22 protein-coding genes, 1 tRNA gene and 1 riboswitch are annotated in these 24428 nt (G+C 70.5%); of the genes, 5 read left to right on the top strand and 18 right to left on the bottom strand.

The annotated features are described in order from the left end of the window. The first annotated feature begins 95 nt into the window (after positions 1-95). The gene (locus ACIPFH_RS27335; RefSeq protein WP_359121768.1) at positions 96-905 is read left to right on the top strand and encodes a hypothetical protein; all 810 of its coding nucleotides are present in this window, start codon (positions 96-98) and stop codon (positions 903-905) included. A 3-nt stretch (positions 906-908) separates the two neighbouring features. Here the strand turns inward: ACIPFH_RS27335 and ACIPFH_RS27340 are convergent, their stop codons facing one another. Beyond that, positions 909-1220, bottom strand: coding sequence for a hypothetical protein (locus ACIPFH_RS27340; RefSeq protein ID WP_401830371.1), 312 nt, complete (start codon positions 1218-1220; stop codon positions 909-911). 103 nt (positions 1221-1323) lie between these two features. Between ACIPFH_RS27340 and ACIPFH_RS27345 the strand changes: the two genes are divergently transcribed. Continuing rightward, entirely contained in the window at positions 1324-1551 is a 228-nt protein-coding gene (locus tag ACIPFH_RS27345; protein WP_069768564.1) for a DUF4287 domain-containing protein, read from the top strand. A gap of 134 nt (positions 1552-1685) precedes the next feature. Here ACIPFH_RS27345 and ACIPFH_RS27350 read toward each other — a convergent pair whose 3' ends face one another. The 3 genes from ACIPFH_RS27350 to ACIPFH_RS27360 form a co-directional block, all read right to left on the bottom strand. Beyond that, positions 1686-2579, bottom strand: a complete 894-nt coding sequence (locus tag ACIPFH_RS27350) for a Bax inhibitor-1/YccA family protein (RefSeq protein WP_356247279.1) — start codon at positions 2577-2579, stop codon at positions 1686-1688. Positions 2580-2831: 252 nt separating this feature from the next. Further along, positions 2832-4007 carry a 4-hydroxybenzoate 3-monooxygenase gene (locus ACIPFH_RS27355; protein ID WP_401830374.1) on the bottom strand — a complete coding sequence of 392 codons (1176 nt, stop codon included), beginning with the start codon at positions 4005-4007 and terminating at the stop codon, positions 2832-2834. Positions 4008-4174: 167 nt separating this feature from the next. Further along, positions 4175-4258, bottom strand: a tRNA-Leu gene (locus tag ACIPFH_RS27360). 414 nt (positions 4259-4672) lie between these two features. Here ACIPFH_RS27360 and ACIPFH_RS27365 point away from each other — a divergent pair. Both ACIPFH_RS27365 and ACIPFH_RS27370 read left to right on the top strand, forming a co-directional pair. Continuing rightward, positions 4673-5443 (top strand): ABC transporter ATP-binding protein, encoded by a 771-nt coding sequence (locus ACIPFH_RS27365; protein WP_356247282.1) that lies wholly within the window; start codon positions 4673-4675, stop codon positions 5441-5443. A 69-nt stretch (positions 5444-5512) separates the two neighbouring features. Continuing rightward, positions 5513-8041, top strand: coding sequence for an ABC transporter permease (locus tag ACIPFH_RS27370; protein WP_401830377.1), 2529 nt, complete (start codon positions 5513-5515; stop codon positions 8039-8041). Positions 8042-8340: 299 nt separating this feature from the next. Here the strand turns inward: ACIPFH_RS27370 and ACIPFH_RS27375 are convergent, their stop codons facing one another. The 14 genes from ACIPFH_RS27375 to ACIPFH_RS27440 form a co-directional block, all read right to left on the bottom strand. Then, the gene (locus tag ACIPFH_RS27375; RefSeq protein ID WP_401830380.1) at positions 8341-9630 is read right to left on the bottom strand and encodes a class I SAM-dependent methyltransferase; all 1290 of its coding nucleotides are present in this window, start codon (positions 9628-9630) and stop codon (positions 8341-8343) included. A 205-nt stretch (positions 9631-9835) separates the two neighbouring features. Further along, positions 9836-11230, bottom strand: coding sequence for an NAD(P)/FAD-dependent oxidoreductase (locus tag ACIPFH_RS27380; RefSeq protein ID WP_401830383.1), 1395 nt, complete (start codon positions 11228-11230; stop codon positions 9836-9838). Between the two features lie 454 nt (positions 11231-11684). Continuing rightward, positions 11685-12626, bottom strand: a complete 942-nt coding sequence (locus ACIPFH_RS27385) for an exopolyphosphatase (RefSeq protein WP_401830385.1) — start codon at positions 12624-12626, stop codon at positions 11685-11687. Continuing rightward, a complete protein-coding gene (locus tag ACIPFH_RS27390; protein ID WP_401830388.1) occupies positions 12623-13168 on the bottom strand; it encodes a DUF501 domain-containing protein in 546 nt (181 codons plus the stop codon). The genes ACIPFH_RS27385 and ACIPFH_RS27390 overlap by 4 nt, the downstream gene beginning before the upstream one ends. A gap of 207 nt (positions 13169-13375) precedes the next feature. Next, entirely contained in the window at positions 13376-13852 is a 477-nt protein-coding gene (locus ACIPFH_RS27395) for a septum formation initiator family protein (protein WP_401830390.1), read from the bottom strand. A 139-nt stretch (positions 13853-13991) separates the two neighbouring features. Then, entirely contained in the window at positions 13992-15284 is a 1293-nt protein-coding gene (gene eno, locus ACIPFH_RS27400) for a phosphopyruvate hydratase (RefSeq protein ID WP_385274553.1), read from the bottom strand. A 343-nt stretch (positions 15285-15627) separates the two neighbouring features. Further along, positions 15628-16344: a transglycosylase family protein gene (locus ACIPFH_RS27405; RefSeq protein WP_401830392.1), complete on the bottom strand. Its 717-nt coding sequence runs from the start codon at positions 16342-16344 to the stop codon at positions 15628-15630. Positions 16345-16347: 3 nt separating this feature from the next. Beyond that, positions 16348-16535: riboswitch (cyclic di-AMP (ydaO/yuaA leader) on the bottom strand. 205 nt (positions 16536-16740) lie between these two features. Then, the gene (locus tag ACIPFH_RS27410; protein WP_401830393.1) at positions 16741-17775 is read right to left on the bottom strand and encodes a transglycosylase family protein; all 1035 of its coding nucleotides are present in this window, start codon (positions 17773-17775) and stop codon (positions 16741-16743) included. A gap of 205 nt (positions 17776-17980) precedes the next feature. Further along, on the bottom strand, positions 17981-19276 hold the full coding sequence (locus tag ACIPFH_RS27415; protein ID WP_401830395.1) for a cytochrome P450: 1296 nt from the start codon (positions 19274-19276) through the stop codon (positions 17981-17983). Between the two features lie 426 nt (positions 19277-19702). Then, on the bottom strand, positions 19703-20701 hold the full coding sequence (locus ACIPFH_RS27420; protein WP_401830397.1) for a nucleoside triphosphate pyrophosphohydrolase: 999 nt from the start codon (positions 20699-20701) through the stop codon (positions 19703-19705). Positions 20702-20783: 82 nt separating this feature from the next. Continuing rightward, a complete protein-coding gene (locus tag ACIPFH_RS27425) occupies positions 20784-21428 on the bottom strand; it encodes a SurA N-terminal domain-containing protein (RefSeq protein WP_356260604.1) in 645 nt (214 codons plus the stop codon). A 156-nt stretch (positions 21429-21584) separates the two neighbouring features. After that, a complete protein-coding gene (locus tag ACIPFH_RS27430; RefSeq protein WP_401830400.1) occupies positions 21585-22223 on the bottom strand; it encodes a hypothetical protein in 639 nt (212 codons plus the stop codon). A gap of 59 nt (positions 22224-22282) precedes the next feature. Then, on the bottom strand, positions 22283-22615 hold the full coding sequence (locus ACIPFH_RS27435) for a hypothetical protein (protein ID WP_401830402.1): 333 nt from the start codon (positions 22613-22615) through the stop codon (positions 22283-22285). A gap of 51 nt (positions 22616-22666) precedes the next feature. Further along, positions 22667-23497: a glycoside hydrolase domain-containing protein gene (locus ACIPFH_RS27440; protein WP_401830403.1), complete on the bottom strand. Its 831-nt coding sequence runs from the start codon at positions 23495-23497 to the stop codon at positions 22667-22669. 264 nt (positions 23498-23761) lie between these two features. Here ACIPFH_RS27440 and ACIPFH_RS27445 point away from each other — a divergent pair, with 264 nt between their 5' ends. Continuing rightward, the gene (locus ACIPFH_RS27445) at positions 23762-24169 is read left to right on the top strand and encodes a hypothetical protein (RefSeq protein ID WP_401830405.1); all 408 of its coding nucleotides are present in this window, start codon (positions 23762-23764) and stop codon (positions 24167-24169) included. Positions 24170-24428: the final 259 nt, after the last annotated feature.

Here is a 24428-nt window from a genome sequence, read left to right on the forward strand (position 1 = left end):
GCCCGATTCGTGACGTTACGCACTGACAGCTGGATAGTCCGCCCTTCAAGCTGATGTAGGAAGTCGGGGGTCGACTTTGAACCGGGAGTACGTCAGTGAGCGCCATGCCGATCGCCTTGCTGGTCACCACGGCCGCCACGGGCGCCGTGGGCGTCGCCGTCCTGCGCACCCTCTTGCAGCTGCGGCGGCAGGTCGCCGCCCTGCACACCCAGCTCACGAGGGACGCCAGGAACGCCGAGGAGGCGGCCGCCGAGCTGCGCGGCTTCGTCCCGGCCGCCCGCACCACGGCCGACGCGGCTGAGATACGCGCCGCCGTCGCCGAGGCGCTGGCGGAGGAGCGGGAGCGGGAGCTTGCCGAGGCACGCGCGTTCTGGGCCGCCCAGGAGGCCCGTGACGCCTCCGACGCCCCCTCCCTGCTCGGTCTCCCGGACAGCGAGCTGTTCCTGCCCCGGCAGGCCGACTTCGTGGGCCTGGAGCCCCTGGAGCCGGTGTCCGAACAGGGCTCGGACGCCGACGAGTTCGCCGGCGACTCCGCCGAACTGGCCGCGGCCCGCCGGCGGCACCCGTCCCACCCCGACTTCGTACCGGTCCAGTCACCGGTCGTGAACGACCACGAGCGCACGGTGGCGACCCTCGAGGAACTCGCCTCGTCCCGGATCGAACTGACCGACGTCCGCCCGGGCCCGCTCGGCACCCTCGACGTCTACGTCTTCGCCGACGGCACCACCCTGTGCATGACGCCGGGCCACCGGGAGACGGCGGAACGGCTCGCCGCCGCCCTCACCGCGGGTGAGACCCCGTTCCTCCTGGGCGGCTCGGGCATCTCGGGCGCGTACACCCTGACGTTCCAGTGCGGCGCGGAGAACGTCTACATCCTGGCCGACCGGGTCATCGCGAGCCTGTGAGGCTCACACGCCCGCCCGCTTCTGCGCCTGCGCCACCAACTCCACGGCTTCCTGAACCTGGCCCTCGTCCGTGAGCACGAGGGCCAGGTCGTGCACGGCGACGGTGATCTGGTCGGCGGCGGCGAACATCCCGACGTCCGGCATCTCGCGGGGCACCGCTCCGGGCTCCTCGATGAGCTGCGCGCGCCGGGCCAACTCCCTGGCCAGTGCCAGCGCCTCCGCGGCCGCGCTTCTCTGCAGCCGGCTCTGCGGAGCGGCCCGCAGACGATCGGCGAAGTGGTCCACCGCACGGGTCAAGGACGTCGTATCAGCCACGCCGCGAGACTACGCGTCGCACCGGGACTGTTGCCAACGGGCGAACACTCAGGCACGGTGACCTGAGGACCGGCTTACATCCCCTTTGCTACCGGAGGCGCCGATGTCCCATGTCCTCTCCGAGGAGACCCACCGCAACATACTGGCCCGCATCCCCCATTGCACCGGTCGTGAGGTCTCCGACTGGCTGCGCACCGTCGACGAAGGCCCCGCTCTCCGCTTCGAGGAGAAGGTCAGCTGGCTGCGCGCCGAGCACAATCTCGCGTACGGCCACGCCAAGGCGATCATCCACGAGTACGACCTGAGGAGGGCCGCGCGCAAACTCCTCTAGCGCGCACGCGACACACCACTGCACGGCCACGGAGAAGGGCCCCGGGATCAGAGATCCGGGGCCCTTCCCGCTGTCCTGCCACGGCGTGCCTACCGCCGTCGCGCGGTCACTCGTTCACTCAGCCGCTCAGTCGCTCAGTCGCTGTTGAGGATCGAGAGGAGTCGCAGGAACTCCATATAGATCCACACCAGCGTCAGCGTGAGACCGAAGGCCGCGAGCCAGGCCTCCTCGCGCGGGGCGCCGTACGCGATCCCGTCCTCGACCTGCTTGAAGTCGAGGGCCAGGAAGCAGGCGCCGAGCAGGATGCCGATGACGCCGAACACGATGCCGAGAGGACCGCTGCGGAAGCCGAGCCCGTCGCCGCCGCCGAAGACGGTGAACAGCAGGTTCACGGCCATCAGCAGGACGAAGCCGAGCGCGGCGGCCATCACGAAGCCGTAGAAGCGGCGGTTGACGCGGATCCAGCCCGCCTTGTACGCCACGAGCACACCGGCGAAGACCGCCATGGTGCCCAGCACCGCCTGGGCGACGACACCGTCCGCGATGTACGTGGACACCGCGCTGGAGATCACGCCGAGGAAGACGCCCTCGAGGGCGGCGTACGACAGGATCAGCGCGGGGGCCGCGCGGCGCTTGAACGACTGGATCAGGGCCAGCACCATCGCGACGAGACCGGCGCCGACGGCGATGCCGTACGACTTGCCGATGTTGGCCTCGTCGACGGGCAGCAGCACCCAGGACAGCACCGCGGTGAGGACCACCAGGCCGAGCGTGGTCGCGGTGCGCGCGACGACGTCGTCCATGGTCATCCGGCCGGTGGCGGCCGGGGCCTGCGGCGGGGCGCCGTGCGAGAGGTCCTGCTGGGCGTAAGGGTTCTGCGCGTACGGGTTGCCGGCCTGCTGGGCGTACGGGTTGCCCGGCTGTGTGCCGACTGCGGGTCCCCCGGCCTGCGGCGCGGCGTTGAAGCCCGCGTAGCCGTTGTCGCGGCTGAACCCCCGTCGCGAGAAGACCGGGTTTCTGCTCCTCATTGCACTCCTCCGTGGCCGCACTGCGCGGCCTTGAGCTCAAGGGTAATGGGTAGGCAAAGGATTGACCCTAGTGCTTGGGGAGGATCTTTCCCTCGTGCTGCTGCGCAACACGCTACGCGGCGCGGTGATTCCCAGCACAGGAGGGTTGTGTTCATGACCAAGCCGGGACCTGGCCGGTACCGCACGGAGACCGCACCGGCCCGTTCGGCCCGCGCGCGGGCCGAACGGGCCGGGCCCGGACCCGCCGTTCGATCACTCGAACGGGAACCCGGTGTACCCCTCGGCCAGGTCGGTCTCGGCCGCGCGGGAGGAGGCGATCCGCTCCAGACGGGCCAGCTGGAGGCGGTCCTCGAAGGGGGTGGCGTCGGGGGCGGGGTGAAGCAGGGTCGTCATGTCGTACGAGAACCGCTCGGCCTGCCACACGCGGCGCAGACAGGTCTCGGAGTAGGCCTCCAGGAGAGCGGCGGACCCCGTGTCCCGCTGGTGGGTCAGGGCCCGCGCGAAGGTGACGACGTCCCCGACGGCGAGGTTCAGTCCCTTCGCTCCGGTCGGCGGCACGATGTGGGCCGCGTCCCCGGCGAGGAAGAGCCGGCCGTGCCGCATGGGCTCGTGGACGTGGGAGCGCATCGGGGTGACCGACTTCTGGGTGATCGGCCCGCGCTCCAGTTTCCAGCCGTCGTCGGTCTCGAAGCGCCGCTCCAGCTCGTCCCAGATCTCCTCGTCCCCCCATGCCTGCGCGTCCGTGCCCTCGGGCACCTGGAGGTAGAGGCGGGAGACGGCCGGCGAGCGCATGGACAGCAGCGCGAAGCCGCGGTCGTGGCGGGCGTAGACGAGCTCGTCGTGCGAGGGCGGCACGTCGGCGAGGATGCCGAGCCAGCCGAACGGGTACGTCCGCTCGAAGACGCGGGTCGCCGCGGCCGGGATCGCCCGGCGGGCGACGCCCCAGGAGCCGTCGCAGCCCACCACGTAGTCGCACTCCAGGACGTCCTCGACGCCCTGGTGACGGAAGCGGACCCGCGGGTGGTCGGTGCCGGCGTCCTCGACGGCCAGCGCCTCCGCCTCGAACAGCAGCGGGCCCCCCGCCTCCAGCTGGAGGGCGATGAGGTCCTTGCACACCTCGGTCTGCGCGTAGACCATCACGGAGCGGCCGCCGGTGAGGGCGGGGAAGTCCACGCGGTGACGCCGCCTGGCGAACCGCAGCTCGATGCCGTCGTGCGGCAGCCCCTCCCGGTCCATGCGTCCGCCCGCCCCGGCGGCCCGCAGGACGTCCACCGTGCCCTGCTCCAGGATCCCGGCGCGCTGCCGCTGCTCGACGTAGGCCCGGTCGCGGCTCTCCAGCACGACGGAGTCGATACCGGCGTTGTGCAGCAGACGGGCGAGGAGGAGGCCGGCGGGGCCGGCGCCGACGATGCCGACAGTGGTGCGCATCCGGCGTTCCCTTCGATGTTCGCACAGTGAAGTTTTCTTCACTATCTTGGGACGTGAGTCTGCGCCCCCTGCTCATCGGGTGTCAACGGTCGGGACGGAGAGGGGGCCGACCGCCGCGGCGGTCAATGCCTCGATGGAGGACGCAGCGATCGCCGGGACGTCGGAAGTGCCCAGAGCCGGACTTGAACCGGCACGCCCGCGAAGGGGCAGCGAGGTTTAAGCTCGCCGTGTCTGCATTCCACCATCTGGGCAGGCCGAGGGCTCCACTTGAGCTTCAGACCCTATCGGGATCCGTCCCTCGAACAGCGGAACAGCGGACCGATGTTGTCTTATTTTATTGACGTCTGAGGGTGCATCAGCACCAGGAACTGGCCATCCGCACTTGCCAGTAGCCTGGCGGGCGGCAACCGCTTACGTACGCGGAATGACGGAATTTCACCGTCCGAACGAGGGTGCCCCACCGGTTCTTGACGAACGTCCGACAGACGGACGCGTCCGGGAGCGGGTAGGGGACGCGGGTCATCCCCAGGTATGACACGGCGGCCCACCGTCCGCCCCGAGTCTGCCTCCGGAACCGGAACAGCGGCTGACTACACGGCAGCCGGCGGCCGGGACGATGGTTCATGTCCCCAAGAGATGCCGTCGTCCCGTCAGGAGCCACGCCCGTGACCACCAGCCCCCTCGCCGAGCGGACCACCGCCGCGGCCGCCCGCGCCACGGACCTGTCGAAGATCTACGGACAGGGCGAGACCCAGGTGGTCGCCCTGGACCGGGTCTCGGTCGACTTCCGGCAGGCCGAGTTCACCGCGATCATGGGGCCCTCCGGCTCCGGCAAGTCCACGCTGATGCACTGCGTGGCGGGCCTCGACAGCTTCTCCTCCGGATCCGTGCGCATCGGCGACACCGAGCTCGGCTCCCTGAAGGACAAACAGCTCACCAAGCTGCGCCGGGACAAGATCGGGTTCATCTTCCAGGCGTTCAACCTGCTGCCGACGCTGACGGCGATCGAGAACATCACGCTTCCGATGGACATCGCGGGCCGCAAACCCGACAAGGAGTGGCTGGAGAAGGTCATCCGGATGGTGGGGCTCGCCGACCGGCTGGCCCACCGGCCCTCGCAGCTCTCCGGCGGTCAGCAGCAGCGGGTGGCCGTCGCCCGCGCGCTCGCCTCCCGGCCGGACATCATCTTCGGCGACGAGCCGACCGGAAACCTCGACTCGCGCTCCGGCGCCGAGGTGCTGGGCTTCCTGCGCAACTCGGTGCGCGAACTGGGCCAGACGGTGGTGATGGTGACCCACGACCCGGTGGCGGCGGCCTACGCGGACCGGGTGATCTTCCTCGCGGACGGCCGGATCGTCGACGAGGTGTACGGCCCGACGGCCGACTCGGTGCTCGACCGCATGAAGAAGTTCGACGCCAAGGGCCGTACCAGCTGATCCCCGACCAGCCGATCCCCGACCGGGACCGACCGCTCGACGACGAGCAGGACTGAGAAGACAACACCCATGTTCCGTACCGCCTTGCGCAACGTGCTCGCGCACAAGGCCCGGCTCCTGATGACCGTGCTCGCCGTGATGCTCGGCGTGGCCTTCGTGTCGGGGACCCTGGTCTTCACCAACACCCTCTCCGGTGCCCTCCAGAACAGCTCCGCCAAGGGCTTCGACCAGGTCGACGTCGCCGTCACCGCCGAGTCCCCGGACGACGTCGGCGACCGCATCGCCAAGACGCCCGAGCTGACCCAGGCCCTGCTGGACCGGAGCGCGAAGGTTCCGGGCGCCGCGTCCGCCGTCGGCGTCGTCAGCGGCTTCACCGCCATCGCCGACAAGGACGGCAAGCTCATCGGCGGTGGCTTCCAGTCCCAGGGCGGGAACTACTGGGGCGACAAGGACACCCGGTACCCGCTCGCCTCCGGGCACGCCCCGAGCGGCGCCGGCGAGGTCGTCATCGACTCCAGGACCGCCGAGCGGGCCGGGTACGAGGTCGGCGACACCATACGGATCTCCGTCGACGGTCCCGTCCTCACCCCGAAGGTGACCGGCATCTTCACCACCGACGACGGCAACGTCGCCGCCGGCGGCAGCCTCGCCCTGTTCGACACGGCGACCGCGCAGAAGCTCTTCGGCAAGACCGGCACCTACGACGAGATCGACGTGAAGGCGGCCGCCGGGACCTCGCAGAGCGCACTGAAGTCCGCGCTGGACACCGCCCTGCCGAAGGGCAAGGTCGAGACCGTCACCGGTCGGCAACTCGCCGACGACCAGGCCGAGATGATCTCCGCTTCGATGAGCGGGCTGAAGCAGGGGCTGCTGGTCTTCGCCGGAATCGCGCTGTTCGTCGGCACCTTCATCATCGCCAACACCTTCACCATGCTGGTCGCCCAGCGCACCAAGGAACTCGCGCTGATGCGGGCCGTCGGCGCCTCCCGCCGGCAGGTCACGCGGTCGGTGCTGATCGAGGCGTTCGTGGTCGGCGTGATCGCCGGGGTGACCGGCCTGGTCGCCGGTATCGGCATCGGGGCCGGACTGCGCTCGCTGATGGGGACGCTGGGCGCGACCGTCCCGGACGGGCCGCTCGTCGTCTCGGCCGGCACGGTCGCCGCCGCCCTCGTCGTCGGTGTCGTCATCACCATGCTGGCGGCCTGGCTGCCCGGCCGCCGGGCCGCGAAGATCCCGCCGGTCGCCGCGATGAGCAGCGTGCACGCCACCGCGAGCACCAAGTCGCTGGTGCTGCGCAACACGCTGGGCGCCCTGTTCTCGGCGGCGGGCGTCGCCGTGGTCCTGGCCGCGACGACGATGAGCGGCTCCGACGGCCAGGCCCCCATGGGCCTCGGCGCGGTCCTGCTGATCATCGGCGTCTTCATCCTGACCCCGCTGCTGTCCCGCCCGCTGATCGCGGCCGCCGCGCCCGTCCTGCGGATCTTCGGGGTGTCCGGCAAGCTGGCCCGGCAGAACTCGGTGCGCAACCCGCGCCGTACGGCGGCCACGGCCTCCGCGCTGATGATCGGCCTGACCCTGATCACCGGCATGACGGTGATGGCGGGCAGCCTCCAGAAGTCCATCGACAAGATGGCGTCCTCCGCGATCAGGGCCGACTACGTCGTGTCGATGGCCAACGGCAACGAGCTCTCCGCGGGCATCGCCGAGAAGCTGAGGACCACCGAGGGCGTGACCGCCACCAGCCCCATGCGCAACGCGCCGGGCCGGATCGACGGCACGACCGAGTACCTCACCGGCGTCACCGGCTCCACCATCGGCGAGCTGACCGACCTCAAGGTCGACGACGGCACCTTCAAGGTGGCCGACGGGCAGGTCGTCGTCGACGACGCGACCGCCGAGTCCCATGGCTGGAAGGCGGGTTCGGCCTTCACGGTGAACTACGAGGACGGCCGGAAGCAGCAGCTGACGGTGTCCGCGGTCTACGAGGGCAACGAGCTGATCGAGGGCATCCTGCTGGACAACGCCGCCCTCACCCCGCACCTGGCGGACCCGACCGACATGCGGGTCATGGTCAAGACCTCCGACGGCGTCTCGGACGGCACGAAGGACAGGCTGGAGAAGGCTCTCGGCTCCAACCCCGCCATCAAGGTGCAGAGCAAGAAGGACCTCTCCAACGAGGTCGCGCAGATGTTCACGCTGATGCTGAACATGCTCTACGGGCTGCTGGCGATGGCCGTCATCGTCGCGGTCCTCGGCGTCATCAACACCCTGGCGATGTCGGTCTTCGAGCGCTCCCAGGAGATCGGCATGCTGCGGGCCATCGGCCTTGACCGGCGCTCGGTCAAGCGGATGGTCCGGCTGGAGTCCCTGGTGATCTCGCTCTTCGGCGGCGTGCTCGGCATCGGCCTGGGCGTGTTCTTCGGGTGGGCGGCCGGTGAGCTGCTCGGCACCAGCATGCCGACGTACGAACTGGTCGTGCCGTGGGCCCGGATGGCCGTCTTCCTGCTGCTGGCCGCCGGGGTGGGCATCCTGGCCGCGCTGTGGCCGGCCCGGCGGGCATCCCGCCTGAACATGCTGGCCGCGATCAAGTCCGAGTAGCGGCGGCAGCACGGTCGGGGCCCCGTCGCGCGATGCGACGGGGCCCCTCGCGCATGAACGGCCGTCGTTTCAGTCCCCGTCCGGCCGACGGTCGGCCCAGGCCGCGCCCGGCCGACTTCCGTCCAGGCCCCGTCCGGCCGACGGTCGGCCCAGGCCGCATCCGGCGGACTTCAGTCCAGGCCGCGCCCGGCCGACGGTCGACTCAGGCCGCACCCGGCCGACTCCGTCCAGGCCCCGTCCGGCCGACGGTCGACTCAGGCCGTGTCCGGCCGACGTCGGTTCCGGGGCGCCGATCGCCGTCAGTTCCAGGTGCGGGCGCGCAGCGGCATTCCGGAATCGCCCGACTCGGGGGTCCGGACGGCCAGGACCTGGTTGACGCCGATCTGGTTGCGCTCGAAAGCGACGGCGGAGGCGGCCATGTAGAGCAGCCAGACCCGGGCGCGGCCGGGACTGGTGAGGTGGACGGCCCGGTCCCAGTCGGCCTCCAGGCGGGCGACCCAGCCGCGCAGGGTGCGGGCGTAGTGCTCGCGGATCGACTCGACGTCACGGACCTCGAGACCCGCGCGTTCCAGCTGGGTGACGGTGGTGCCCACGGGGGCGAGTTCGCCGTCCGGGAAGACATAGGCGTCGATGAACGCGTCCACGCCGTAGGCCGACTCGTCGCGCTGCGGGCGGCGGGCGATCTGGTGGTTGAGCAGCCGGCCGCCGGGCCGCAGCAGCGCGAACAGGACCTGCGCGTACTCCAGGTACTTGTCGGAGCCGACGTGTTCGGCCATACCGATGGAGGAGATCGCGTCGAACGGGCCGTCCGTGACGTCCCGGTAGTCCTGGACGCGGATGTCGACCTTGTCGGTGAGTCCGGCTTCGGCGACGCGCTTGCGGGCGAACGTCGCCTGCTCCCGGGAGAGGGTGATCCCGACGACGGTCGCGCCGTGCTCGCGGGCCGCGTGGACGGCGAGGGAACCCCAGCCGCAGCCGACGTCCAGCAGGCGCGAACCCGGTCTCAGGTCCAGCTTGCGGCAGACGAGCTCGAGCTTGTCGTGCTGGGCGAGTTCGAGGGTGCTGTCCCCGGACTCCCAGTAGGCGCACGAGTAGACCATGGACGGGCCGAGGACGAGCGCGTAGAAGTCGTTGCCGACGTCGTAGTGGTGGCTGATCGCGCGTCGGTCGGTGTGGCGGGTGTGGAGATGGCCGGTCCGGCGGACCTCCTCGCGGGGCGGGGCGGGCGGCAGCGGCGGTCCGGCGAGTCGCAGCAGGCCTCGGACCGCCGTACGGAACTGGGGGTCGCGCAGGGCCTGGGAGAGCGTACGGGCGTCCTCGCCCCGCTCCCAGAGGAGGCCGGAGAGCAGATCGAGCGCGGTGTAGAGGTCCCCCTCGACGTCCAGGTCGCCCGCCACCCAGGCGCGGGCGAGGCCGAGTTCGCCCGGCTTGAAGAGGAGGCGGCGCAGGGCCCTGCGATTGCGTACGACCAGCGTCGGCGCGCCGGGCGGGCCCGCCTGCGAACCGTCCCAGGCGCGGACGCGCACCGGGAAGGGGGATCCCAGCAACTGTTCGACGAGGGCATGGAGCCGCGGCGCGGCGTCAGCCATGATGCAACCTCCGTGACGGTGATCCCGCGATGTCCTGACACCACGTAAACACGGAAGAGCGCGCGGTCCAGTCCCGCGCGGCCGTCACGGCTCGGCAAAATACATGCACACCGCATGCTTCGGCGGCGGCGGGGTGGACGCCGAAGGGGCCGCCCGCACCACGGATGGCGGACGGCCCCTTCAGGGGTGTTTCGGTGACCGGAGGTCAGGAGGCCTTGGCCTTCTCGTTCTCGGTCTTCTCGGCGGCCGGCTTGGCGGCGACCGGCGCCGGCTTCGCGGCCTCGTAGAACTCCTCGCGCGGGGACTCCAGCGCACCCAGCGCCACGACCTCGCGCTTGAGGAACATGCCGAGCGTCCAGTCGGCGAAGACGCGGATCTTACGGTTCCACGTCGGCATCGCCATGCCGTGGTAGCCACGGTGCATGTACCAGGCGAGGCGGCCCTTGACCTTGATCTTCACCTTGCCCATGACGATCATCGCGACGCCCTTGTGGAGGCCGAGACCCGCCACCGCACCCTTGTTGGAGTGCGAGTACTCCTTCTGCGGGAAGCCCCGCATACCGGAGATCACGTTGTCGCCGAGGACCTTCGCCTGACGCAGCGCGTGCTGCGCGTTGGGCGGGCACCAGGCGTTCTCGACGCCGGCCTTGCGGGCCGCGACGTCCGGGACCTGGGCGTTGTCGCCCGCGGCCCAGATGTAGTCGGTGCCCTGGACCTGGAGGGTGGGGGCCGTGTCCACGTGACCGCGGGGGCCCAGCGGCAGGCCGTAGCGGGCCAGGACCGGGTTGGGCTTGACGCCGGCGGTCCACACGATGGTGTTGGAGTCGACCTCGAGCCCGTTCTTCAGGACCACGTGGCCGTCGACGCAGGAGTCCATGGAGGTGGAGAGGTAGATCTCCACACCGCGGCCCTCGAGGTGCTCCTTGCCGTACTGGCCCAGCTTGGGGCCGACCTCGGGAAGGATCTTGTCGGCGGCGTCGACGAGGATGAAGCGCATGTCCTCGCGGGACACCGTCTTGTAGTACTTGGCCGCGTCCCGGGCCAGGTCCTCGACCTCACCGATGGTCTCCGCGCCGGCGAAACCGCCGCCGATGAAGACGAAGGTGAGCGCCTTGCGGCGGATCTCCTCGTCGGTCGTGGAGTCGGCCTTGTCCAGCTGCTCGAGGACGTGGTTGCGCAGGCCGATGGCCTCCTCGACGCCCTTCATACCGATGCCCTGTTCGGCGAGGCCGGGGATCGGGAAGGTGCGGGAGACCGCGCCGAGCGCGATCACCAGGTAGTCGAAGGGCAGCTCGTACGCCTCGCCGACCAGCGGGGCGATCGTGGCGACCTTGCGGTCCTGGTCGATGGTGGTGACCCGGCCGGTGAGAACCTCCGCCTTGGGCAGCACGCGTCGCAGCGGGACGACGACGTGGCGCGGGGAGATGTTGCCGGCGGCGGTTTCGGGAAGGAAGGGCTGGTAGGTCATGTACGACCGGGGGTCGACGACCGTGACGGTCGCCTCGCCGTAGCGCATCTTCTTCATGATGCGCCGAGCTGCGTACAGGCCTACGTACCCACCGCCTACTACGAGGATCCTGGGACGCTCCGTGGTGCTCATGCCATCGAGTATCCACCCGCTTCAGGGGGGTCGCTCGTGCGCCCCTTCACAAGCTTCCCGGGGGTGTGTGCTATCCTCCGCGGCCCGCGTGATCCACGTCATGGCGCGGAGCCGGAACCACCGTGTAGGGCATGGCGTTGTCAATGCCGCGTGAGCTGCCTCTCCGGGCTCGTAAGGCCTCCGTGAGGGCCACTCGGAACCCTCTCGCGGCGCCTCCGCGAAACGTCCGCGCCCGCCTCTTTTGAACACGTTCACACGGGGGTTGGGCCCCCGGAAGGGTCAACAGGGACACCTCTGTCCTCCGACGGGGCCGAATTCCTTGTGAAGAACTTCACGAACTTTCCCGGCGGGGTGTCTCCGGAACGCGTCCGAGGGGCCACGAAGGGCCCCTCGGCTCTGCTCATACGGGCATCCTGCCTGCTCAGCAGAGTGCAAGTACCGGGTCGTCCGACGGCTACGAGATCGACCAGGCGATGCCGTCGAGGATGTCGTGCTCACTCACGACGACCTCCTCCGCGCCGATCCGCTCCATGATCGCCAGCAGTACGAGCGCGCCCGCCCCGATCACGTCCACCCGGCCCGGGTGCATCGCCGGCTGTGCCGCGCGCTCCTCGTGGGTGGCCCGGAGAAGGGCGTCGCTGATGCCCCTGACCCGGTCGAGGCCGATCCGCGAGTGGTGGATCCTCGCGGAGTCGTACTCGTCCAGTCCCAGCGCGATCGCCGCGACCGTCGTGACCGAGCCGGCCAGGCCGACCAGGGTGTGCGCCTCGCGCAGCGGGACGCTCCGCTCGGCGAGGTCGAGGGCGGCCTCGATGTCGGCACGCATCGCCGCGATCTGCTCGGCGGTGGGCGGGTCGGTGACCTTCCCGTCCACGACCAGGTGCCGCTCGGTCATCCGTACGCAGCCCACGTCGACGGAGCGCGCGGAGCGCACCCGGTCGTCGCCGACCACGAACTCGGTCGAGCCGCCGCCGATGTCCACCACCAGGAAGGGCTTGGCGAGGTCCTCGCGTCCCTCGAGTTCCTTCGTGGCGCCCATGAAGGAGAACTCGGCCTCCTGGTCGCCGGTGATGACCTCGGGCTCGACGCCGAGGATGTCCAGCACCCCGCGCACGAACTCGTCCCGGTTCTCCGCGTCCCGGGAGGCGGAGGTGGCGACGAAGCGCAGCCGCTGCGCGCCGTACTCCTTGATGACGGCCGCGTACTCCCGGCAGGCCGCGAAGGTCCGCTCGAGCGCCTCGGGGGCGAGCCGTCCGGTGCGGTCGACGCCCTGACCGAGGCGGACGATCGTCATCCGGCGGTCCAGGTCGACCAGCTCGCCGGTCTCCGGGTCCGCGTCGGCGACCAGGAGGCGGATCGAGTTCGTACCGCAGTCGACGGCGGCGACGCGGGTCACCGAGCGGCCGCCTTCGCGTCGTCCTGCTGGACCGACGTCACGCAGCTGCCCTTGCGCCACCACTCCGGGAGCATCTCCAGGGCCTCGTCGCCGAGCGGGTTCACGCCCGGGCCGGCGGCCAGGGAGTGCGCCACGAGCACGTGCAGGCACTTCACTCGGTCCGGCATACCGCCCGCGCTGGGGAAGTTCTTCAGTTCCTCGATCTCGTCCCGGCGCCGGATGTAGTCCTCGTGCGCGGCCCGGTAGGAGGCGGCCAGTTCCGGATCGGTGCGCAGCCGCTCCGTCATCTCCTTCATCACGCCGTTCGCCTCGAGCGTGCCGATGGCCGAGTTGGCCTTCGGGCACGTCAGGTAGTACAGCGTCGGGAAGGGCGTGCCGTCGGGCAGGCGGGGGGCCGTCTCCACGACGTCCGGCCGGCCGCACGGGCAGCGGTGCGCGATCGCGCGCAGACCGCGCGGCGGCCGTCCGAGCTGCTGCTTGAAGGCCTCGACGTCCGCGTCGGTGGGCTCGGTGCGCGGGGTGGTCGGCGGGGGCGTTTCCATGCCTGTCTTTCTATCGGTTCTGGCTGTCGGCTCTGTCTGCCGGTTCCGACTGTCGGTTCTGTCGGTTCTGTCGGTTCCGTCTGTCGGTTCCGACTGGCGGTTCTGTCCATCTTCGTGTCTGCCGGTTCCGACTGGCGGTTCCGTCCAGCTTCGTGTCTGCCGGTTTCGGCTAACGGTTCCGTCCATCGGTTCCGTCCGTCCGTCGGTTCACCGGTCGGAGGCGTCGGACTTGTCCACACCGTCCCAGACGTTCGAGTACCAGGGGCGGTCGGCCGCCCCGAGGTCGACCCGGGACTTCTTCGCCGCGTCCGGGTCGATCACCACGAAGCCGGTCTCCCCCGGCAACACGTAATGCAGCCGCTCCCGGATCTGCTGCTCGGCGTAGGCGTCGTCCTGCCAGCGCGCCTTGAGGTCGCGCAGCTGCTCGACGCGCTCGCTGGCCTGTCGCTTCTCGCGCTCCAGGTCGGCGATCCGGGCGCGCTGGGAGACGTACTGGCGCATCGGGTACGCCAGGGCCACGATCAGCGTGCACAGGACCATCGCGAGGAGCGCGGCGCGACCGGTGAGCCGGGAGCGGCGCGCCTGGCGCTTCGTCTGGGAGCGGTAGACCCGGGCCGCGGTCTGCTCGCCGAGCAGCTTGATCCTGGTCGCGGTGGAGAAACGGTCCCGGTCCTTCACGGCCACTGTTTCCGCCTCCCGTCTCACACGTGCGTACGTCCCCGCACACGGTACGGGACCGGGTACGGGGACGTACGTACGACTGGCTAGGGCTTGACCCGGTAGGGGTCGACCAGCAGGGCCGGATCAGCCCTTGCCGTGCTGATCAGTTCGCGGAGCGAAACCGCGGGAAGGCGGAGCGGCCGGCGTACACCGCGGCGTCGTCGAGGATCTCCTCGATGCGCAGCAGCTGGTTGTACTTGGCGACGCGGTCCGAGCGGGCCGGGGCGCCGGTCTTGATCTGACCGCAGTTCACCGCGACGGCGAGGTCGGCGATGGTGACGTCCTCGGTCTCGCCGGAGCGGTGGGACATCATGCACTTGAAGCCGTTGCGCTGGGCCATCTCGACGGCGTCCAGGGTCTCGGTCAGCGAACCGATCTGGTTGACCTTGACGAGCAGGGCGTTGGCGGAGCCCTCCTCGATGCCGCGGGCCAGACGCTCGGGGTTGGTGACGAAGAGGTCGTCGCCGACGATCTGGACCTTGTCGCCCAGCTTGTCGGTGATGACCTTCCAGCCGGCCCAGTCGTCCTCGTACAGCGGGTCCTCGATGGAGACGAGCGGGTACGCGGAGACGAGCTCCTCGTAGTACTCGGTCATCTCGGCGGCCGAGCGGGACTTGCCCTCGAACTCGTACTTGCCGTCCTTGTAGAACTCGGACGCGGCGACGTCGAGCGCGAGCGCGATCTGCTCGCCGGGGATGTAACCGGCCTGCTGGATGGCCTCGATGATGAGGTCGAGCGCGGCGCGGTTGGACTCCAGGTTCGGGGCGAAGCCGCCCTCGTCGCCGAGGCCGGTGGACAGACCCTTGGTCTTCAGCACCTTCTTGAGGGTGTGGTAGACCTCGGCGCCCCAGCGCAGGGCCTCGGAGAAGGACTCCGCGCCGATCGGGGCGATCATGAACTCCTGGATGTCCACGTTGGAGTCGGCGTGCGAGCCGCCGTTCAGGATGTTCATCATCGGAACGGGCAGCAGGTGCGCGTTCGGGCCGCCCAGGTAGCGGAACAGCGGCAGGTCGCTGGCCTCGGAGGCGGCGTGGGCGACGGCGAGCGAGACGCCGAGGATGGCGTTGGCGCCGAGCGAGCCCTTGTTGTCGGTGGCGTCCAGGTCGAACATGGCCTGGTCGATCAGGCGCTGCTCGGTGGCGTCGTAGCCGACGAGCTCCGGGCCGATCTGCTCGATGACGGCGAGGACGGCCTTCTCGACACCCTTGCCGTGGTAACGGTTGGGGTCACCGTCGCGGAGCTCGATGGCCTCGAAGGCACCGGTGGAGGCGCCGGACGGAACGGCGGCACGACCCGTGCTGCCGTCGTCGAGGCCGACCTCGACCTCGACCGTGGGGTTGCCTCGGGAGTCCAGGATTTCCCGGGCTACGACGACGTCGATGGACGGCACGAGCATCTCCTTCTTGGGATGTGACGCTGGTTGTGCGGGGCTCAGGGGATCTTGACGAGTCCTTGCCGAGCCTTGCGACTAGAGCCTAACCGCCCCGGGGCCGTCGGCAGCCGACCGACCGTCCCGTGGACAGACAGACGGTACCTATTGTTTCCGTCCGGAACAAAGGGGGTGGCCGAGAAAGACCGACGGAAAGTGGCGAAGGGGCAAAGAGAAACCCCGCTCCGGTGCGTACGGGGGAACACGTACCGGAGCGGGGAGCCCGTGGGGACGGGGGGTCACCCTCACGAGGTCTTCAGTGTGCCGACCTCGGACATGAGGGCGCTGTGGCTTCTCTGGGGGCCGGGTGTCACTTCAGGTGCAGCTGCTGGCCCGGGTAGATCAGGTCCGCGTCCGTGACGATGTCCTTGTTCAGCTGGAACAGCTTCTGCCAGCCACCCTTGACCTCGTGCTTCTCGGCGATGGAGCTGAGGGTGTCGCCCTTGACGACCTTGTACTCGCCGTCGCCCTTCTTGACCTTCTTGCCGGTCGGCGTGGTGACCGTCTTGGAGGCGGCCGGGCGGTCGGTCGAGCGGGAGGCGCCCTGCTCCTCGGTCGAGCGGGTGCTGGTGCTGCCGCTGTTCGACGAGCCGGAGGAGCCGGAGGAGTCGGACGAACCGGAGCTCGAGGAGCCGGCGTCGCCGCCGTTGTAGGCCGCGCCGGACAGGCCGGTGCCGCAGACCGGCCAGGCACCCTTGCCCTGGCCCGCGAGGACCTTCTCGCCGATGGCTATCTGCTGGGACTTGGAGGCCTCGTTGGCCTGCCCGGCGTACTGCGTGCCGCCGTACGCGGCCCAGGTCGAGGCCGAGAACTGAAGGCCGCCGTAGTAGCCGTTGCCGGTGTTGATGGACCAGTTCCCGCCGGACTCGCACTGGGCGACGGCGTCCCACTCGGAGGTGGTGGCGGCGGAGGCGTTGCCGGCCGCCATCAGCGGGGCGGCGATGGCGACACCGGTGACGCCGGCGAGCGTGGCGACGCGGGTGGCCTTGGAGGGACGGCGGTGCTTGCCCTTACCGGAAAACAGCATGGTGGATCCCCTCACCGACGCCTGCGAGGTGAGCTGTCGGGTTCGGGCCGTGTGAGTTGCCCGGCCACTCCTCACCCACCGGAGAACTGCTCCGTGGGAGGGCGTGGCTTCACCCCAAGCCGTTCCGGTCGACCACCCCGGCGCGGCACTTACCTTGGGTCCCCCGCTCCTGCCTGCGGCGCTTGACGCGACGACTGTTCCCGGGCTGTCGCTGGCAGGATTCGGCGTTGCGACGGCCGGGGCTCGGGTTGCCGAGCGGCCTCGACCGTAGACACGCGATCGACGGAATTTCAAAGACGATCAGGGCTTCTGAGACTCATCCCACACTTTCACCAAAGCGGACATTCGGTGCGAAGCGTGACGTGAACTCCCGCTGTTTTTCTTGGGCTTTGCGCCCTATTCCACCCCTGTGTCGAGGGTCTGACCGGGGGTGATGTTGCTCGGGTCGGCACCGATGAGGTCCCTGTTCTCGGCGTAGAGGGCGCGCCATCCGCCGTCGAGGCCAAGGGAGTCGGCGATGGACTCCAGGGAGTCGCCCTGCTGGACGAGGTAGGTGGCCGCGGCGTGCCGACCGGCGGACGCGGCGGTGGCGCCGTCCACGGCGGTGTCGGTCGCGCTCTTGGGCGCGGCCTCGTCGGCGGTCGCACCGCGATGGCGGCCGGAACCCAGGGAGCTGGTGTCGACGAGGCTCCAAGAGCCCGCCTCTTGCTCCGAATTGTCCGAGTCATCCACTTTCGGGGATGTGGTGGCCGAACCGTCGCCCGCCTGCCCGTCACCCTGCTTGCCAGAACCGCCGGACGCCCCGGAGTCATCGGTGGCGGCGGAGGAAGAGGACGAAGGGGATGAAGCGGACGCCGAGGGTGAACTGGAGGAATCGGCGGACGAGTCGGATGAGTCGGACGACCCGGTCGAGGTGCCATCGCCGCTCGACGAGCCCGAGGAGCCCGAAGATCCGGACAACCCCCTGGACAGGTCGGACAATCCGGAAGACCCGGATGAGTCGGACGAGTCGGACGAGCCGCCCGCCACGCCGGTGTCCACGCTCAGCGCGCCGTTCTCCTTGGTGAGCCCGGAAGTCAGCCCGCAGGTACCCCACGCGCCGATCCCCTCGGCCGCGAGCACCTTCTGCGCGACGGCGATCTGCTGGTTGCGGCTGGCCAGATCGGGGCTCGCCGCGTAGTCGAGGCCGCCGTACGTCTCCCAGTCCTTCTGGGACAGGCTCAGACCGCCGTACTCGCCGTCACCCTGGTCGGCACTCCACGAGCCGCCGGTCTCGCACTGCGCCACCTTGTCCCACACCGTGCCGTCGGCGGCGCTCGCGCCGGAGGCGGCGAGCAGCGGGATGGCGATGGCGGAACCCGTCACTCCGGCCGCGACAAGGAGGGCCGGGGCCTGGCGGGGGCGACGGTGACGACCGTTCCCGGAGAGCATGCGAGGGGCCTTTCTCTGGACAGCACTGACCGGCGCGGCGGGTTGGACCGATGCGTCGCGCTGACGAGAGAACGTATAGGCAGACGATCACTTGTCACAAGTTAATGCCGCGCAGATCACGTGAAGATCACAGAGTTGAGGGCTGGTCACCTTTACTCCGCCGAACGGTCACACTCCGGCTGACATTCAGTCAGAGTCTCATCGGTTATGACCTGGAATGCACCGGAGTGAACTCCACCGGCAGCGTCCGCAGCCCGCGCATGATGAGCCCGCCGCGCCATCTCAACTCGGCCGGATCCACGGCCAGTCGGAGGTCGGGCAGACGGGTGAGGAGAGTGGCCAGCGCGGTCTGGCCCTCCAGCCGGGCCAACGGGGCTCCCAGGCAGTAGTGGATACCGTGGCCGTAGCCGAGGTGCTGGTTGTCGCGGCGGGAGAGGTCGAGGGTGTCGGGGTCCGGGAAGCGGGCCGGGTCACGGTCGGCGGCCGCCAGGACGACGAGGACCGGGTCGCCGGGCGCGATGTCCTGTCCGCCGATGCTGAGCGGCTCGGTGGCGAACCGCCACGTGGCGAGCTCCACGGGGCCGTCGTAGCGCAGGAGTTCCTCGACTCCGGTCTCCAGGAGGGTGCGGTCGCCGCCGTCCTCGGTGAGCGACCGCTGGAGGCGTTCACGCTGCTCGGGGTGGGTGAGGAGGGCGTACGTGCCGTTGCCGATGAGATTGACGGTGGTCTCGAAGCCGGCGAACAGCAGGATGAAGGCCATGGCGGCGGCCTCGTTCTCGGTGAGGTGCTCGCCGTGGTCGGAGGCGCGGATCAGGCCGGAGATGAGGTCCTCGCCGGGAACCGGCTCGGCCGGGAGCTCCTCGCGCTTGCGGTGGATGAGCTCCAGCAGATATCCGCGCATCTTCTTCACCGACCGCGCGACTCCGCCCCTGGGGCCCCCGCCGTGCCGGATCATCATCCCGGCCCAGTCGCGGAAGTCGTCCTGGTCCTCGCGGGGGACGCCCAGCAGGTCGCAGATCGCGTAGATGGGGAGCGGAAAGGCGAAGTCGTGAATGAGGTCGGCCTCGCCCTCCTCGGCGAACCGGTCGATGAGGTCGTCCGTCAGTTCCTGGACCCGGGACGAGAACTCGGCGACCCGGCGGGGCGTGAAGGCCTTGCTGACGAGCCGTCGCAGTCGGGTGTGGTCCGGCGGGTCGATGTTGAGCAGATGCGTCATCAGCTCGGCCTTGCGCTCGCCGGGGATGCCGGTCTTGCCCTTGGCGTGCGCCGGTTCGTCGTGGTGAGCGGGGTTCTTGGAGAGTCGCTGGTCGGCGAGGGCCTGTTTCGCGTCGGCGTGACGGGTGACCAGCCAGGCCTCCACACCGCTGGGCAGCACGGTGCGGTGCACGGGGGCGTGCTCACGCAGCCAGGCGTAGGCGGGGTAGGGGTCGGTGGCGAATTCCCAGGTGAAGAGGTCGGGGGCGGGCGGGACATCGGTCGAGGGGCGGGGCTGGTTGGTCACTCCCCGAACGGTAGCGGGCTCCCCGGCAACACCGACACGGCGACCTCCGAGCTCCACGAGGGACTGGCGGGGCGGAGCCGGACGGGCTCTGACGCGGCGGGGCCGGACGGGCGCAGGCGCGGCGGGGCCGGACGGGCGCAGGCGCGGCGGGGCCGGACGGGCGCAGGCGGGGCGGAGTCACGACAGGCTCTGGCGGGACGGAGGCACGACAGGCGCAGGCTGCGAGACGGCCTCCGGCCGGACGGGATGCCCGAGAGCCCCCGCTCGGCCTTCGACTGGACAGGGGGTCCGAGAGGCCCCGCTCGGCCTCCGGCCGGGAGGGGTGCCAGAGAGGCCCCGCGCGCCTCCGGCCGGACAGGGTGCCCGAGGGGCCCCGCGCGGCCTCCGGCCGGGCAGGGGGTCCGACGGTCTGACCAGGGGCTTGCCCTACTGCCCCTCGCCCCCCTCCGCGGTCCGGATGGCGTCCCGGTACGTCCGGGCCGCTGCCCGGAGTGCCGCCTCCGGGTCTATGCCCTCCGATTCGGCGCGCGCCGCCAGGGCCAGCAGGTCGTACCCGATGCCCTCGGCCGCGGGCATCGGCACCTCCAGCCGCGCCGTCCGGGCCCGGGACACCAGTTTCGCCGCGAGGGCCAGTGCGGGCTGGTGCAGGGGGACGCCGTCCGTCACGGACTCCCGCCGCTTCTCCGCCGCCTTCGTGCGGAGCCAGTGCTCCTTCACCTCCTCCGGCGTCGTGGCCGTGGCGTCGCCGAAGACATGGGGGTGGCGGTGGATGAGCTTGGCGACGATCGTGCCCGCGACGTCGTCGACCGAGAAGGGCGACTCCTCGTCCTCCTCGGCGATACGGGCGTGGAAGACGACCTGGAGCAGGACGTCGCCCAGCTCCTCGCGGAGTTCGTCGCGGTCGCCGTCCTCGATCGCCTCGACCAGTTCGTACGACTCCTCGACCGCGTACTTCGCCAGTCCCCTGTGGGTCTGCCGGGAGGACCACGGGCACTCGGCGCGGATACGGTCCATGACCTGGACGAGGTCGAGGAGCCGGGCGCCGGGGAGGTCGTAGGAGGCGGGGAGCAGTTCCAGCTCGGGCATCGACACCCGCCCGGAGCCGGCCAGGCGGGCCAGCCCGTCCGTGAGGGCCGGTTCACCCTCGCCGGTGGCCACGACCACGACCGTGCGGCCGCCGGCGCAGGCGGCGAGCAGTTCCTCGGCGGTCGGGGAGGTCTCCTCGACCGTGATGCCCGCGTCCTTCAGATAGGGCAGCTGCGGATGCGCGCCGTCCGCGCACAGCACCCGGTCCGCCGTGCGCAGAGCCTGCCAGGCGGGCCAGGACAGCAGGCCGGGGGCGACCCGGTGGCTGGTGGTGAGCAGGACGACGCGGCCCGGGGCGGTGACTGCGGCGTCGGCATCGGCGGAGCTGATTGCGTTCACACCCCGAACGTAACCCACGCCCGTCGGCAGCCCCGCGAGTTGTCCACAGGGCCGGCCCACCGGTCATATGATCACATCACGGTCACGTCGTCTGCTGCGTCCCCGCCGCCGAGATCTCCCGTACCCAGGGCGTCTTCGCGTCGACGCGGGCGACCTTCTGCGCGTCCCAGTTCCCGTAGCGCGGGTTGAGGTCGACGTCGAGCGCCTTGGACGCCTTGGACAGGGCGTTCCAGAAGGCGGGCTGACTGGTGTTCGTGCCGAGCTCGGCGGCGAGTTTCTGGGCCTCCAGCTGGAGGTGCAGGTTCTCGTCGAGGCGCTGCGGCGGGATGCCGTACTGCTGGAGCCACGCCGTCTCCAGGCCCTTCGCGCCGCCCGCCTGCTGCTCCAGGCCGGCCCGCATCTCCTGGACCTCACGGCGGCTGACGGTGATGCCCGCGTCCTCGGCGGCGCGGTGCAGCACCTTGTCGAGCACCATGCCGTGCAGGGTGTCGCGGGCGAGGCTGCCGGTCTGGGCGACGGCCTGCTTGTACTGGGCGTCGTCGGTGACCGCGGCACGCTGGGCCGTGCGCACCTCCTTCACCCGGCTCTCCAGCTGTGCGACGGTGATCCGCTGATCTCCGACGACGGCCGCCGCGCCCGGATGCGCGTCGTTCCCGCAGGCGGCGAGGAGAGGGGCCGCCACGATCGCGGCGGACAGCAGGAGCGCGGTGCGACGACGGCGGTGCAAGGAAACCTCCCGAGGAGATTGTGCGACGGTGCACAAAGTCTTGCGGTGATCGATGTTAGGCAGTGGGGCGGCTGGGGCCAACCCATTCGACCAACGATTCACCAGGACTTCGGGCACCGCCGCGCCCGCTCCTCGTCCGCTCGTCGGTGCGAGGGCTCAGCCCCGCGCGTCCACCGCGTCCTCGACGGCGTCCGCGATGTCCGCGCGCAGAGCGTCACCCGCGGCGACCGTGCGCACGTTCACGGTCGCGTGCGGGTCGCCGCCCACGAGGACGAAGTCGACCTTCTTGTACGCCGGCGCCGTCCCTTCCACCGCACTGACCTCGGGTTTCCCGACGGCCAGGACGACGTCGCAGGAGCGCTGGAGGAGCCCGTTGAGGAACGGGCGCGCGTTGCCGGTGCTCTGTTCGCCGGTCACCGGCGCGTAGCTCACGCGCGCGTGCGTCTTCAGGGACGCGTCCTGCATGCCCTGCCAGACGGTGGCCGCGGTGGTGTCGGCGGTGATGCCCTTGTCATCGGTGAGGAGGCAGGCGTCGACGTCGGTGTAGGCGCGGGCGCGGGTGTCGGGAACGGGGGGACGGTCGTCGTGGGAGAAGAGGAGGACGGCGGCCACGCTGAGGGCCGCCGCCGCCACGAGCGCGCCGGCCACGAGGGCGAGGGTGCGCCCGCGCAGCGCGCGCAGCCACAGGACGGCCGCGCGCCCGAAACGGAACGCCCGCCCCGCGCGCGTCCCGTCCGGCCTCTGCTCTGCCCGGGCCGCCCGCGTCCGGGACACCTGCCTGACCTGCTTGCTCACCGCCACCCCTCCCCTGCTCCTCTACGCCCCTGTGCCTGCTCCCGCACTCCCTGCAACCTTCATGTCCCGGTCGGTCGCTGCGGCCAGGCGCGCCACGCGTGCGTGGCGGCGCCGCCCGTCGACAGGGCGATCAGCAGCACGTCGAGCGCGAACAGCGCGCCGTGGGTGTCGACCGGGGTCAGAGCGAGCTCGGTGAGCCAGGCCGCCAGCACCGCGCTGAAGGCGACGAAGGCCGACCAGTCGGCCCGGGAGCGTCGGCGCAGGGCGAGGACGAGGGACGGGAGGGGGCACAGCAGCCCCAGGCTGAGGACGGGCAGCACCGTGAAGCCCACCCGGGCTACGGGCGTGCGCAGCACGGCGCCGGCCACCGCCCCCGCGAAGACGACCCTCATGTCCCGCCCCTCCCTCGCGCGTCGCGCGCGTCGCTGCTCGTGTGATCCGGATCAGCCGACGATGGCGACCGGGGCGTCCCACGTGTCGCGGTCCACGGTGATCGTGTAGCCGCCGCGGGTCTCCTTGCTGTTGACCTGGTACTGGTGGCCGCGGCTGTGGTTGGTGAACTGGGTGGCGCCCCACGGCCAGTCGGTGGTCGTGGTGTCCTTCTTGTCCCACAGGGCGTACCAGAGGTTGCCCGGCAGGTCCGTCTTGTTCGTCGCGGTGGCGATGGCCTTGGCGCTGGAGCTGCTGAAGCCGTAGTAGCCGGCCCGGTAGATCTTGGCGCGCAGGGTCTTGGTGAAGGAGCGCACGTATGCCAACACGGCGTCGTTGCACGCCTTGTTGGTGATGTCGTACGCCTCCATGTCGAGGTAGATCGGACTGCCGGCCTTCATGCCGAGCGCCGAGGCCTTGGCGACCGCGTCCGCGCCGTCCGTCGCGCCGAGCGAGGTGGCCGTGGCGGCGGTGATCTTCTCGGGGCTGGAGCCGGTCTGGCAGGGCGGCTGGGCGCCGACGTAGAGCGGGATCAGCTTCCAGCCGACGGTGTTGACCGACTTCACCCAGGAGGCGGTCAGGTTGGGCTGCGCGCAGCCACGGTTCTTGCCACCGACGTAGACGGCCGCGCCGCCGTAGTACCCGTCGGTCTTCCATGCCTTCATCGCGGCCAGCGACGGCGCGGTGCAGGCGTCGAAGGCACGCCCGGTGTACGTCTTCTGGGCGGGCCAGGTGGTGGCCGCCATCGAGGTCTGTGCCGCTATCCCGGCCCCCGCGAGGACGGCCGCGCCGGCCACGCCCCACGTGATGTATCTGCGCTTCCTGGACTGCCGGTGCTCGGCCATCCCCACCCCATCGTTCGTCTCTGCGTACGGCGCTGTCGCCGCATATGCCTGTGTCAGGCCGAAGTCCCCTGATCCGATGCGACGATACGGTGTCGACCCGACGTCCGCACCGGACGGATCGCACCGTAACCCGCGGCGTCCCACCGATCGGGAAACACAGGTCCCCCATAGCCACAAGATTCGCTCATGTCACAGTAAAGAAGCGACGCCCTGGAGCGGCCCGTCCGTGTCCTACCCTTAGCCCCTGGTGACTTGGGGGGCGACATGACGATGCCGACGACGTCGACGGCGGCGGCGGGCGCGGAGAGACGGCTGCCGGGCGGCTGGATCCAGCGGCTCGCCTGGGGATTTCTGGTGTGGGGTTCGCTGGGCCTGCTGGTCTGGGTCCCCTTCCTCTACGTGGCGATCCGCCGCGGACACTCCTCGGACTGGGTGGCCTTCGCCTCGTTCGCGCTGTACGAGTGCGTGACCCTGCCATGGGCGGTGATCACGGCCGAGGGCGACGGGGACCCGTTCCTCGGCATCGCCATCATGGTGAGCCTGCTGACGGCGACGGGCCTGCTCCTGTTCGCGATGTTCGACAAGAGGCTCCCGACCCCCCAGCCGGCCTACGGCACGCTCATGCCCCCGCAGGGCCAGTCGTACCAACAGGGTTATCCGTACGGGAGGTAGGGACGGCCGCCGAACGCCGAGCGCCCTGCGGCGGGATGCCCCGGGTGCCCGACGTCCACGACCCGCTCCCTGCCGCGCCCGCCCACGGAGCGGCCGTGGCGGCTTCAGCAGACGAGCGGCCCTCACTCCAGGCACCTGCCATTCCCTGGTTCCCCAGCGAACCCAAACCAGGGCGGGCCACGAATCCCCGGCCTGACCGCGAACACGACGCGTTCCGCAGCGCGAGTGCAGCAAGCGTTCTTCAAGCGACGCTCTGCCA

Origin of the sequence: Streptomyces sp. NPDC088157, from assembly GCF_044741545.1 — a bacterium.
Taxonomy (GTDB): Bacteria; Actinomycetota; Actinomycetes; order Streptomycetales; family Streptomycetaceae; genus Streptomyces.